This is a genomic window from Novosphingobium sp. (assembly GCF_020852455.1).
Lineage (GTDB): Bacteria > Pseudomonadota > Alphaproteobacteria > Sphingomonadales > Sphingomonadaceae > Novosphingobium.
In genome coordinates, this window is record NZ_JADZAT010000032.1 from 136084 (window position 1) to 148196 (window position 12113).

Genomic DNA, 12113 nt, shown 5'->3' on the forward strand with positions numbered 1-12113 from the left:
GCATCAGGCTGCGGCGCGGCGCAGCCGGTCGTTGATCGCCGCGCCCAGCCCGTCCGCTGGAATCCGCGCCACAGCCACCCTCGGTTGCGGCGCGGATGCCGCTTTGTGCAGGCAGGCATAGAGCCGCGCCGCCGCTTCGGCGAGATCGCCCGTGGCGCTGAGGCTGACTGCACCAGCGACAGGCCCAAACCCGATCAGGAATTCATCCGCTTCGCCGATCTCGGCATCAAGCCGCACCGGCTTGCCTGGCGAATAGTGGCTGGCCAGTTGCCCCGGTGCCTCGATCTCGGGCCGGGTCATGACGTCAGGCGAAGTGCCGAGAACGGCGGAAATCTGCGCCGCGTCGATCGGACCGGGCCGCAACAGCTGCCACGAGCCATTGTCGCGCAGCGCCACGATCGTGCTTTCCAGCCCCGCCGCGCAGGCCCCGCCATCCAGCACCAGCGGGATCCGGCCCGCCAGCGACGCGGCAACATGCGCGGCCGTGGTCGGACTGACCCCGCCCGAGCGATTGGCCGAGGGGGCCGCCAGCGGCAGGCCGCTTTCCGCAAGCAAGGCGCGCATCGCCGGATGCGCCGGACAGCGCAGCGCGATTGTCGGCAGACCGGCTGTGACCGCGGGGGCGATTCGCGCTTCGGGGAGGAGCGGCAGGACCATGGTCAGCGCGCCGGGCCAGAAATGCCGGGCCAGCAATTCCGCGCGTTCGTCGAGGCGAGCGATCGTTCGTGCCTGGTCCAGCCCGGCGACATGAACGATCAGCGGATTGAAATCGGGACGACCCTTGGCCCGGTAGATTGCCGCTACGGCGGCCTCACTGTCAGCACGGGCCGCCAGGCCATAGACAGTCTCGGTCGGCACCGCGACCAGCTGGCCGGCGCGCAGCAATTCAGCCGCTGCGGCTATTCCCGCCGGATCGGCTGCGCGCACCACAGGGTCTGAAAGCTTGCCGGACATGCCAGCGCGCTATAGGCGATATTGGGCAAAGCCAAGCAAAAGCGCGAGAACACGATGGACTTCACACCGCCCACCGCCGACCAGGTCCTGGCCATTCGGGTCAACGCCGGGATCGAGGACCTGGCAAGCCACGAACGGTTTGCCGCTGCCAGCCCCGACATGGTCGAGGCGATTGTCGAGGGGATCGGCCAGTTCGCGGCCGGCGAATTCGCCCCGCTGAACCGCAAGGGCGACCTTGAAGGCGCGCGGCTGGCCAATGGCAATGTCCATCTGCCCGAAGGATTTGCCCAGGCATATCAAGCCTATGTCGAGCAGGGCTGGAACGCAATTTCGGGCGATCCGGCGCATGGCGGGCAGGGCCTGCCCTTTACCCTTGCCAGCAATGTGATCGAGAACCTGGGCGCCGCCAACATGGCCTTTACCCTACTGCCACTGCTGACCGTGGGCGCGATCGAGGCGATTTCGCACCATGGCAGCCAGGCCCAGAAGGACCTGTATCTCGACCGGCTGATCAGCGGCGAATGGTCGGGAACGATGAACCTGACCGAGCCCCAGGCCGGGTCTGACGTGGGTGCGCTGCGTACCACCGCGGTACCCGCAGGGGGGGACAAGTGGCACATCAAGGGCACCAAGATCTTCATCACCTGGGGTGAGCACGATCTGGCCGGCAATGTGGTCCATCTGGTGCTGGCCCGCACCCCCGGCGCGCCCGCCGGATCGCGCGGGATCAGCCTGTTCATCGTCCCCAAGTACCACGTCCTGCCCGATGGCAGCCCGGGCGAGCGCAACGACCTGCGCTGCGTCAGCCTGGAACACAAGCTGGGGATCATGGCCAGCCCGACCTGCGTGATGAGCTTTGGCGATAACGACCGCTGTCTGGGCGAAATGATCGGGGCCGAGAACGAAGGCCTGAAGGCCATGTTCACGATGATGAATTCGGCGCGGATCAATGTCGGCAACCAGGGGGTCCAGATCGCCGAGCGCGCCTGGCAGCAGGCGCGCGGCTATGCCCGCGACCGGATCCAGTCGGCGCGGGCCGGTTCGCCCAGCCGGGAATCGGTCGCGATCGTCGAGCACCCCGATGTGCGGCGCATGCTGCTGCGGATGCGGGCGCTGACCGAAGGCGCGCGGGCATTGCTCTATTACACCGCCGGGCAGGTCGATCGCGGCGCACTGGGAGTTCCCGGGGCCCAGGCCCGGGCCGACTGTCTGGTCCCGATGCTCAAGGCCTGGGGCACCGATGTGGGCTGCGAGGTGGCCAGCCTGGGGGTGCAGATCCACGGCGGGATGGGCTTCATCGAGGAAACCGGCGCGGCCCAGCATTACCGCGATGCGCGGATCGCGCCGATCTATGAAGGCACCAACGGGATCCAGGCCGCCGATCTGGTCACCCGCAAGCTGGGTTACGAGCAGGGCGGCGTTCTGGCGTCACTTTTCACTGATATAATAAGCGATTGCACCGATGCCCCCGAAATCGCCGAACTGGCCAAGGCCTGTGCCGGGATCGCCAGCTGGATGAGCGAAAGCGCCAGCCTGGACGACAAGCTGGCCGGATCGGTGCCGCTGTGCACGATGAGCGCGGTCGCGGTGGCTGGCTGGCAATTGCAGCGTCAGGCCCGCGACGGAGCGGGCGGCGAGGCCAAGCGGGTGGTCGCGCGGTTCTTTGCCGAGCAGATCGCGACCGAGGCACTGGGGCTGAAGGCCGCAGCAACGGCCGGGGCCGGCCTGCTCTATGCGCTCGATGCCGAGGCCCTGGCGGGATGAGCGACGAACTGGCCCGGATCGCCGCCGCGCTGGAGCGACTGGTCCGGCCGGTCGCAGCCGTGGCCGATTGGGCCTGCGCGCCAGCCTATGTCTGGGACGGCCAGGCACGCCCGGTCGCAGCGATCAGCGCGCCGCCGCTCAGCTTGCTCAAGGGGATCGACGCGCAGAAGGACACGGTCAGCGCCAATGTCGCTCGGCTGGCCGCCGGGCACGCCGCGCACGACATGCTGCTGTGGGGTGCGCGCGGGATGGGCAAGTCGGCGCTGCTGCGCGCCGCGGTGCTGGCCGCGCAAAGCTCTGACCCGGCGCGGATCGCGCTGGTCCAGGTCGCACCCGAAGCGCTTGCCACCTTGCCCGCGCTGTTTGCCGCGCTGGCCGGGCAGCCGCGCCGCTTCCTGGTCTATATCGACGACCTTGGCTTCGAGGACGGTGACAGCGCCGGCCTGCGGGCCTTGCGCTCATGGCTGGAAGGCGGGGTCGAGGCACGGCCGGGCAATGTCCGGCTGGCGGTCACCTCGAACCGCCGTGCAATCGTTGCGCGTCACCTGTCGGAACAGGACGATCCGATCAATCCGCGCGACGCGGTGGACGACAAGCTGGCACTGGCCGACCGGTTCGGGCTGTCGGTGGGCTTCCACAACTGCAGCCAGGACGACTATCTGGCAATCGTGGCCGGCTATTGCGCCGCGCACGGCCTGGCCTGGGACCAGCATGAAGCGCTGGAATGGTCCAAGCGGCGCGGTGCCCGATCGGGCCGTGTTGCATGGCAATTCGTGACCGAGCTGGCCGGGCGCGCCGGAAAGGCGCTTTGATCCCGCCTACTGCTTGACCTCCGAATCCTGTTTCATCATTGCCTTGTACTGGGCGTTGGGATCGCTGTTGAGGCTGCGCTGCGGCGGCATTGATGCGGTCTTGACCGGCGCGATCGCCGCGCCCGGCGCCGCGCCGGGTGCGATCACCCGCCAGATGATCCCGGCAGTATCGTCGCTGACCAGCAAGGCGCCGTCCTTGGCCCAGGTTACCCAGGTCGGCCGACCGCGCGTGCTGCCGGTTCCGGTCAGGAACCCGGTCAGCACCGGCACCGGCAGTCCCTGGGGATTGCCGTTGGCATCGAATTTCACGAAGACCACGTCATAGCCCGAGGCCGGGGTGCGGTTCCACGAACCATGGCGGGCAATGAAGGCCCCGTTGCCAAATTGCGGCCCCATCCGTTCACCGCCCTGCGCAAAGACCATGCCCAGCGGAGCAACGTGTGCGCCCAGGGCATATTCTGGCTTGCGGACGAAATCGTCGAAATATTCGGGCGGCGCCGATTTGACCCGATCATCGTCATGCTTCTTCCACCACACCCAGGGCCAGCCATAGTGCGCGCCCACCGGCACGTTGGTGAGGTAGTCGGGCACCAGGTCAGGCCCCAGCATGTCGCGTTCGTTGACCGTGACCCACAATTCGTCGGTCGAGGGATTCCAGGCCAGGCCATTGGGATTGCGCAGGCCCTGGGCGTACTGGCGCGGGAACTGGTCCTTGGTCAGGTCCTTTTCCCAGATCGCGGCGCGGCCCTTTTCAAGCTCCATGCCCTTTTCGCCGATGTTCGAAGCCGAGCCGACCGCGACATAGAGCCGGTTGTTGTCTTTCGACAGCACCAGGTTGCGCATCCAGTGGTTGCCGCCGCCGGGCAGATCCATCACCTTGCGCGGATCGCCCTTCAGCGCGGTTTCGCCCAGCTTGTAATCGAACACGATCACCGCATCGTGGTTGCCGACATAAAGCCGGTCATCCGCCCAGGCGAGTCCGGAAGGCGAGGCGAGGTGCTTGCCTTCAAGCAGCGTGAACTTCTGTTCGGCCGTGCCGTCGCCGTCACCGTCGCGCAGCAGCACCAGCTTGTCGGGCGATTCGCCGTGCGATCCGGCGCGCTGCATCAGCTTCATCGCGATCCAGCCCATGATCCCGTCGCCGCCGCTGGTCGGCGAATCGGCTTCGGCCACCACCACATCGCCATTGGGCAGGGTGTGGATCACCCGGGGATGCTCCAGCCCTTCGGCAAAGCGCACCACCTGCAGACCCTTGGCCGCGACCGGAGCTTCGCCCGCGGCCCAGCCGACCGGTTTGGCAATCGCCACCGAAGGGATCATCTCGGCCTTGGGTTCGACCAGCACCGGATCACGGCCCGACAATTCGTCCAGCGTGTGTTTGGCCGGGGTTCCGCGCCAGACCCAGAAGAAGAACGCACCGAAGACCAGCAGGACCACGGCGAGGGCGACAAGCAACTTGCGTTTGGTGGACATGTTGCGAGAGATAGGCCCAAGCCGCCGTGGCGGCAACTGTTGACACAGCATTTGGCGAGACAATGTATCACTTTGCCCCCGATCCCGATCAACCCAAGGCCGAAGCCTATCGCGATCTGGCCGAAGCCGCCGCGGCACTGGTCGCGGATGAACCGGATCCGGTAGCGAACATGGCCAACCTTGCGGCGCTGATCTGGCAATTTGTCCCGCAGCTCAACTGGGCAGGGTTCTATCGCCTGATCGATGGCGAACTGGTGCTGGGCCCGTTCCAGGGCAAGCCGGCCTGCATCCGCATCCCGCTGGACAAGGGCGTCTGCGGCGCGGCGGCGCGCAGCGGACAGACCCAGCTGGTGGCGGATGTCCACGCCTTCCCCGGGCATATCGCCTGCGATGCCGCCAGTCGCTCTGAACTGGTCGTGCCGGTGCTGCGCGATGGCGCGGTGATCGCGGTGATCGATCTCGACAGCCCTGAGCCCGCGCGGTTCGACGCCGAGGATGCGGCCGGGATCGAAATGCTGGCCAGACTGGTCGCCGGGCTGGCTTGACGCCACTTCACCACTACGCTTTTGCTGCACCGTTTCGGGACAGGCCCGACACGAACCGGTTACCGCGCTTGGAGCTCTGCGCCTGACAGTGCTAAATTCCGCGTTAACGCCGGAATCGCCCGGCCTTTCAGGGGATTGCCATGAAGTCTCGACGTCTCGAAGTGTCGCTGGTCAGCGCGCTGTCGATCGCCTTTGCTGCGCCGGCCATGGCGCAGTCCGCACCGCCGCCGCCCGGCGCAGTCGATGCGGCCGGAAACTATTACGGCAATGCCACGCCCGATCAGCGCCCCGACTGGCCCGGCGGGCCAGCCGCCGCACCGCAGCCGGGCTATGACCGCGCCGCCTATGATCAGGCCCGGGCCGACTGGCTGGCCGAATGCCGCCGCAACCGGGGCAGCGGGAAAACCGTTGGCGGCGCTGTGCTGGGCGGACTGGTTGGCGGGGTGATCGGCAACCAGGTGGCCGGGCGCGGCAACCGCACGGTCGGCACCGTTGTGGGGGCGGCGGCGGGCGCGGTTGCCGGCGGGGCGATCGGCAATGCTGCCGACAAGCGCGCCCAGCGCGACTATTGCGAGGCCTATCTCGATCGCTACACCAGCCATCAGGGGTATGGCACTTACGGCTATGGCCAGCAGGTGACCTGGGGCTATGCGCCGATGACGGTGATGGTCCCGGTGGCGATGATGCCGGTTGCCGCAGCGCCGCAGCAGCAGCGCGAATGCAAGGAAACCGTGGTGACCGAGGAATGGGTGCCGGTGCCGTCACGCCCGCGCATCCGCTATATCCCGCCGCGCCGCACGCCGGACAAGCGGGTGCGGGTGGTGCCCGACAAGCGGGTCCGCGTGAACTGACGCAAAAAGGGGGCCGGTTGGCCCCCTTTTCATTGGTTGGTCAGACCGGCCCTTTATAGCTTGCGGCCGATCAGCTCCTTCATGATCTCGCTGGTCCCGCCGAAGATCCGGGTAACGCGCGCGCCGCGCCAGGCACGGGCGATCGGGTACTCGTTCATATAGCCGGCCCCGCCGAACAGCTGCAGGCACTTGTCGACCACTTCCCACTGCAGTTCGGTGTGCCACAGCTTGGCCGCAGCGCCTTCCTCGGGGGTCAGTTCGCGCTTCATGTGCCGGGCCAGCGCCCAGTCCAGATGCGCCCAGCCAACCTGCAGCTTGGCCTTGAGATCGGCCAGCACGAAGCGGCTGTTCTGGAAATCGAGGATCGGTTTGCCGAAGGCCTTCCGGTCGCGGGTGTAATCCACCGTCATGTCGAAGGCGCGCTGCGCCCCGGCCTGGGCTGAAACCGCGATCGACAGGCGTTCCTGCGGCAGCTCGCTCATCAGGTAGATGAAGCCCTGGCCTTCCTGGCCAAGGCAATTGGTGATCGGCACGCGCACGTCCTCGAAGAACAGTTCCGAGGTATCGGCTTCATCCTGACCGATCTTGTCGAGGTTGCGGCCGCGCTTGAAGCCTTCGCGGTGGGCTTCGACAAGCACGATCGAAACGCCCTTCCAGGCCGGCTGCACTTCGGTGTCGGTCTTGCAGCAGACCAGGATCAGGTCGGCGTTCTGGCCATTGGTGATGTAGGTCTTCGACCCGTTTATCACGTAATGGTTGCCGTCCTTCTTGGCCGTGGTGCGCATGCCCTGCAGGTCGGACCCGGTGCCCGGCTCGGTCATCGCGATCGCGGTGATCACTTCGCCCGAGACCAGCTTGGGCAGCCATTCCTGCTTCTGCTCTTCCGAGCCATGGGCGATGATGTAGTTGGCGACGATATCCGACTGCAGCGAGAAGCCGGTGGTCACCCCGCCGTGGTAGGCGCTTTCCTCATCAACGATCGCGTTATAGCCGAAGTCGAGCCCCAGCCCGCCGTAGGCCTCGGGCACGGTCGGGCACAGCAGGCCCAGCTCGCCGGCCTTGGGCCAGATCGATTTGGGGACGATCCCGGCTTCGGCCCATTCGGCCTGGTGCGGGGCGATTTCTTCCTGCACGAACCGGCGGACGGTCTGGCGGAAGGCTTCGTGATCCTCGGTATAGGCGGTGCGCGCCAGCGAATCGAGCGACATGGAATGATCCTCTCTGCAAGCTGTGTTGCAGACAGGCCTATCGCCCGGGCGGGCAGGCGGTCAACCGCTATTTAATCGCGCGATTAAGGTGCCCGCGCAATCGGGGGCGAGCCGGATGAGGCCCCGGCCGCAGGTTCGGAGCGGACCCGGCCCAGCCGCTGCGAGGCATGGTCGCGATCGATCCGCAGCGTGCCGCCCAGCTCGGTCCGCAGGTTCAGCGTGGCCGCGCTCTTGCTGCCGATCCGCAGCCGGTAATCGCCATAGGGCACGGTATCGAACAGCAGGTAGCCATCGAAATCGCTGGCCGTCTGATAGAGCACGCGCCCGGCCGGATCGGTCAGCTCGACCGTCACCCCGCCCAGTGGTTCGCCATCGGGATGCAGCAGCACCAGCTCGACCTCACCGGTCGGCGCCAGCGGCAGGAGGACCTTGGCGGCCACCCCCGGGCGCGGCACCACGACCAGACCCTGGCCCTTGGGGCGCAGCAGCGGATCGGGCAGGCTGCCGGCGTCGATTGAAACCAGCACCGGGACATAGGGCACCAGCCCGTCGATTACGGTGCGCCCCGAAGGGTTGGTCGGCTGGTCGGAATGGCGGAAGCCGGCCTCGACCTCGACGCCTTCGACCCCGGGTTCGCCAGCCTGGCGCTGGCCATCGCCGTTATCGTCGCGGAACACCTCGATCGCGGCCTGGCCCTGTTCGGCCAGCCGATCGCGCGAGACCCGCCAGCCGCCATCGACCGGATTGGGACCCAGGCTGAAGGCAAGCGTCAGCCCGGCGGTGACATTGCCGCGGTTGTCCAGCGATCCTTCGCCGCGCAGGGCGAAGTGCTTGAACTGGCGGACATATCCGGCTGTGAAGGTACGCCGGTCGGCCGCCGCGTCGATCTCGTATGAGGCGCGCAGGTTGGATTGACGGTCGATCGGGGTCTCGACCACCAGCTGGGCCTGCTGGAAGCCCGGCTTGTTCCCGTCGAGCCCGAACCGCGCCTGTCCGCGCAGCCGCACCCGGCCAAAGCTGGTGTTACCGATCAGCGCCAGCGCGGTGCCTTGCGTCTCGTGCGCGATCAGCGCCGGGTTGCCGCTGACCGCCCGGTGCAGCAGCTCAACCGTCAATGAGGCGCGGCTGACCCGGAACGAGCCGTGCGTTAACAGTTCGGTAACCTTTGTGCCCGTGCGGGTGCGGGTCTGGCGCGCGCCGGCCTCGACCGGCAAACGCCAGCCCCCCAGCTTGAGCGAGGTGCCCAGCCGGAAATCGAACTCGCTGCGCTGCTGCACGCTGACCCGGTCGCTGTCGAACTCGCCATCGACCCACAGCGCATAGCCGGAGAAGCGAATCGCGCCGGTGCGGCCGATCACTTCCCCGCGCCAGGCGCGCCCGGCACCGAATTGCTGCGCGCCGGACAGCTCGAACAGGGCTGGCCCGATCGAGCGGCGCATCACGCCTTCCAGGTAATGACGCCTGCGGCCCGTCAGCACCGAACTGGTGTAGGCGAAGCCCAGGGTGGTTCGTCGGTCAATCCCGCGTTCGACGCCCACCCCCCAGCGCCAGCCGGTCTGCGGATCGGTAACGGTCCGCGAGGTGCCGATCAGATCCTTGCCCTGTTCGACCACCCCCGCCCAGTACCAGGTCTTGCCAGCGGGCAGGTTTTCGACCCCGACGGGGAAGTTGCTGCGTTCGTGGCGAATCTGGCCTTGCGGGCCGTACAGCACCACGTCGAATTCGTTCTCGCCGAAGACGAGCTCGATATCGGCGAATTCATAACGCCCGATGCCGCGATCGGCCTGATAGGCGCGCAATTCGCCGTTGCGATAGAGTTCCGCGTCCCAACCGGCCGGCAGCACCCCGCGCAGGGTGGTCACCCCGAAGCGCGAGGGCAGGTTGAGCGGCCGGTTGGTGACAAAGGCCCCGCGCCCGTAAGCACTCTGAGTGCTGAGCGCGGTTTGCGGGGTATCGACATCGCCCAGAGCAAAGCGGGTGGCCTTGAGCGGCCCCAGCAGATCGCCGTCCGGATCGTTGCGATAGAGCCGGAACCGCAGTGAATCGGGCGCCACTCCATCCATCCCGGCCAGCCGGGCGGAATAGCTGAAGCCCAGCACTTCGCCGCTGGCCAGCCCTTCGTATTGCAGCGCCGCGCCCGAACGACTGCTCCACTGCCCCTGGATCTGAACATCGACCGAGGGCGTCCGCCAGTCCTTGTAGGGCGCATCGGCCTTGGGCAGGCTGGCCAGGTTGAACTGGCGGTCCTCAGGCTTGCGAAGTCGCGCGGCGCGACTTTTACGCTCGATCGCTTCGAGGAACGGCAGCTTCTGGTCGGATTCGAGCCGGATCGCCAGATTGCCCAGATCGGGCTTGAGCCGAACGCCCATCCAGCCCGACAGCGCCCCCAGATCCATACACCAGCCTTCGGGGGTGTCCTGGATCGCCCCGGCCGGGATTTCGGCACGTCCGTTCACGGTTTGTACCATGTTTGAATCACGGTCGATCGTGATCCGCTGGTCCTCCGCGAACAACCAGCCAGTTGCGCGGCGCGACTTCTTGTCGAGCCGGACCGGCAGGTCGAGCGTCTGGATCAGATCGCCGAAATCGACGCAGACCCCGCGCGGGGTCTGATAGCCGCGCAGCGTATCGCCGACCTTGTAGGATTTGGTGTGCAGTTCGAGCAGCAGCGCGTCGTCCTCGTTGGCCGACCAGCCCTGCGCCAGCCCCGGTGCGGCCCAGACGGCAAAAGCCGCAGCACTGAGCGCCACGGCTTGCCGGATCGGACCGAAGGGGCGTTTCATGACGTCAGCTCTCCGCTAACAAACTGAAATCACGCGATATCAGGGGAAAACCGCCAAGGTTTCGGCCAGCAGGGCGCCGCCGTTCTCGGGCAGTTCGCGATATTCGACCTTTACCGGGCCCTTGAGCTTGGCCAGCGTCGCGGCCGGGACCGGAATCTGCACCTTGCGGTGCGTCACTTCAGGATAGATCGCGATCCCGCGCAGGTTGAACAGCACATCGCCGCGCGATGACTTGCCCACCAGTTCGCCATAGACCGAGCGCTGCCCGGTGCGGTTCATATCGAGCTCGAGATAGGCGCCGGCCTCGCTCTTCACCAGGTGCGGATTGGCGAGAGTCGCCCCGCCTTCCAACCGTCCGCGCCGCAGGAACACCGGGATGGTGATGCCATAGACCGGGATCAGCTTGATCGACAGTCCGGTTGCCGGAGTGGCAGCGGCCTCCTCGGGCTTGAGGGCCGGAGGAATCGCGCGAAAGTTGAGGTGGACCCGGTATTCGCCATCGGTCAGCCCTTCGGGCGGGCGCACCGCGATCCGCACCGATTGCGGCTGCCCCGGCAGCAGGGTGATCCGCCGCGGGGCGAAGGTAATCATCGCCAGCGCGGCCTTCTCGGCCGGATTGGCTTCGGCCTCGCTCACTTCGGTGAAGTCGCCATCCTCGCTCATCCGGCGCAGTTCGGCGGAAATCCGGTAGGTGGCGGGCTGCGTGCCGATGTTGCTCAGCACCACTTCGGCGCTGCCGCCGTTGTTGATCACCACCCGGGTTGGCGCGACCAGCAGATCGCCCTGGGCCTGGGCCGGCGCAGCCGCGACCAGACTGGCCAGGGCGGCACCGGCGATCAGCAGGTGGCGAAGCGGTGAGACAAGCGACATTCTGGACCCCTCGATCGTTACCGCGCGGTGCCCGGCGCACTGCGGGAATTCACCTGCGGGAATAGGCAAACAGGGTTAATATTCGGATAAGCATGCCGGGCCCGGGATCCGGGCAGCAAAAGGGCCGCATCCGCGTGGCGGATGCGGCCCTCGAATTCTCGCCCGGGTCGGGGCGAAAACTGGCTTACTGGTATTCGACCGAAACGTCGAAGGTGCCCGAATAGGTGCCGGCAGCCTGGTTGGCGCCAACCGTCAGGCGGCCACCAACGGTAAAGTTGCCCTGGCCGGTGCCGCTCAGCTGGAACGCGCCAACCGGATCGGTGTTGAAGCTGTCGAGCGACATGGTGTCGGTCGCAGCGGGGTTACCGCCGAGATAGAGCGTCGAAGCAGTGGTCGGCAGGGTCACAACGACCGAAGCGTTGTTGCTGCCGGTAACGGTGAAGCCGGCCGGAGCGCGGGTGCCGGTCCACACGACGCCACCGGTCTGCGAAACGGTGTTGTCGGCGTTGACGGTCACGGTACCGCCGGTGTTCGGGGCGATCTGACCGAAGTTCAGAGCCGAATCGGCGGTCAGCGTCAGCGACGAGAGGATTTCAGCGGTGGCCGTGGCGGTTGCAGTGGCAGCAGCCGAAGCCGAAGTGGCGAACGAAGCAGCGGCAAGTGCAGCGCCGACAGCAACAAGACGAAGCGAGTTACGCATGGTTATTCTGGTCCCTTCAAATTGCCAGCAGCACTTCTGCTGCTTCCGAATGGCTGGCAAACCCCCCATTCGTAGGACCCTAAGTAGGAACACAGTGTTCAGTGTTTGCTGTTGAGTCTGGTTAACGGAACCAGGTCCGCTGTTAAGACTCTA

10 protein-coding genes are annotated in these 12113 nt (G+C 66.7%); 4 read left to right on the forward strand and 6 right to left on the reverse strand.

The genetic code is table 11. The features are described 5' to 3' along the window. Window positions 1-3: 3 nt before the first annotated feature. Window positions 4-954 carry an L-threonylcarbamoyladenylate synthase gene (locus tag IT549_RS15125; protein ID WP_292974462.1) on the reverse strand — a complete coding sequence of 317 codons (951 nt, stop codon included), beginning with the start codon at window positions 952-954 and terminating at the stop codon, window positions 4-6. Between the two features lie 54 nt (window positions 955-1008). Between IT549_RS15125 and IT549_RS15130 the strand changes: the two genes are divergently transcribed. Both IT549_RS15130 and IT549_RS15135 read left to right on the forward strand, forming a co-directional pair. After that, complete coding sequence (locus tag IT549_RS15130) at window positions 1009-2718, forward strand: acyl-CoA dehydrogenase (RefSeq protein WP_292974660.1); 1710 nt, start codon at window positions 1009-1011, stop codon at window positions 2716-2718. Next, window positions 2715-3530: an ATP-binding protein gene (locus tag IT549_RS15135; RefSeq protein WP_292974463.1), complete on the forward strand. Its 816-nt coding sequence runs from the start codon at window positions 2715-2717 to the stop codon at window positions 3528-3530. The genes IT549_RS15130 and IT549_RS15135 overlap by 4 nt, the downstream gene beginning before the upstream one ends. 6 nt (window positions 3531-3536) lie before the next feature. Here IT549_RS15135 and IT549_RS15140 read toward each other — a convergent pair whose 3' ends face one another. After that, on the reverse strand, window positions 3537-5003 hold the full coding sequence (locus IT549_RS15140) for a sorbosone dehydrogenase family protein (RefSeq protein ID WP_292974464.1): 1467 nt from the start codon (window positions 5001-5003) through the stop codon (window positions 3537-3539). 62 nt (window positions 5004-5065) lie between these two features. Here IT549_RS15140 and IT549_RS15145 point away from each other — a divergent pair, with 62 nt between their 5' ends. Together IT549_RS15145 and IT549_RS15150 are read left to right on the forward strand one after the other, a co-directional pair. Further along, window positions 5066-5548, forward strand: coding sequence for a GAF domain-containing protein (locus IT549_RS15145; RefSeq protein WP_292974465.1), 483 nt, complete (start codon window positions 5066-5068; stop codon window positions 5546-5548). Window positions 5549-5688: 140 nt separating this feature from the next. After that, window positions 5689-6399: a glycine zipper 2TM domain-containing protein gene (locus tag IT549_RS15150; RefSeq protein ID WP_292974466.1), complete on the forward strand. Its 711-nt coding sequence runs from the start codon at window positions 5689-5691 to the stop codon at window positions 6397-6399. A 53-nt stretch (window positions 6400-6452) separates the two neighbouring features. Here the strand turns inward: IT549_RS15150 and IT549_RS15155 are convergent, their stop codons facing one another. The 4 genes from IT549_RS15155 to IT549_RS15170 form a co-directional block, all read right to left on the reverse strand. After that, window positions 6453-7607: an acyl-CoA dehydrogenase family protein gene (locus IT549_RS15155; RefSeq protein ID WP_292974467.1), complete on the reverse strand. Its 1155-nt coding sequence runs from the start codon at window positions 7605-7607 to the stop codon at window positions 6453-6455. An 83-nt stretch (window positions 7608-7690) separates the two neighbouring features. Beyond that, window positions 7691-10390: a carboxypeptidase regulatory-like domain-containing protein gene (locus IT549_RS15160; RefSeq protein ID WP_292974468.1), complete on the reverse strand. Its 2700-nt coding sequence runs from the start codon at window positions 10388-10390 to the stop codon at window positions 7691-7693. Between the two features lie 39 nt (window positions 10391-10429). After that, window positions 10430-11260 carry a molecular chaperone gene (locus IT549_RS15165; protein ID WP_292974469.1) on the reverse strand — a complete coding sequence of 277 codons (831 nt, stop codon included), beginning with the start codon at window positions 11258-11260 and terminating at the stop codon, window positions 10430-10432. 184 nt (window positions 11261-11444) lie between these two features. After that, entirely contained in the window at window positions 11445-11960 is a 516-nt protein-coding gene (locus tag IT549_RS15170; protein ID WP_292974470.1) for a DUF4402 domain-containing protein, read from the reverse strand. Window positions 11961-12113: the final 153 nt, after the last annotated feature.

Excerpts from the sequence above, each read along its gene's own strand:
- IT549_RS15150 (WP_292974466.1), top strand. The coding sequence starts at position 5,689 with ATGAAGTCTCGACGTCTCGAAGTGTCGCTGGTCAGCGCGCTGTCGATC.
- IT549_RS15155 (WP_292974467.1), bottom strand. The coding sequence starts at position 7,607 with ATGTCGCTCGATTCGCTGGCGCGCACCGCCTATACCGAGGATCACGAA.
- IT549_RS15145 (WP_292974465.1), top strand. The coding sequence starts at position 5,066 with ATGTATCACTTTGCCCCCGATCCCGATCAACCCAAGGCCGAAGCCTAT.
- IT549_RS15170 (WP_292974470.1), bottom strand. The coding sequence starts at position 11,960 with ATGCGTAACTCGCTTCGTCTTGTTGCTGTCGGCGCTGCACTTGCCGCT.
- IT549_RS15130 (WP_292974660.1), top strand. The coding sequence starts at position 1,009 with ATGGACTTCACACCGCCCACCGCCGACCAGGTCCTGGCCATTCGGGTC.
- IT549_RS15165 (WP_292974469.1), bottom strand. The coding sequence starts at position 11,260 with ATGTCGCTTGTCTCACCGCTTCGCCACCTGCTGATCGCCGGTGCCGCC.
- IT549_RS15160 (WP_292974468.1), bottom strand. The coding sequence starts at position 10,390 with ATGAAACGCCCCTTCGGTCCGATCCGGCAAGCCGTGGCGCTCAGTGCT.
- IT549_RS15125 (WP_292974462.1), bottom strand. The coding sequence starts at position 954 with ATGTCCGGCAAGCTTTCAGACCCTGTGGTGCGCGCAGCCGATCCGGCG.
- IT549_RS15140 (WP_292974464.1), bottom strand. The coding sequence starts at position 5,003 with ATGTCCACCAAACGCAAGTTGCTTGTCGCCCTCGCCGTGGTCCTGCTG.
- IT549_RS15135 (WP_292974463.1), top strand. The coding sequence starts at position 2,715 with ATGAGCGACGAACTGGCCCGGATCGCCGCCGCGCTGGAGCGACTGGTC.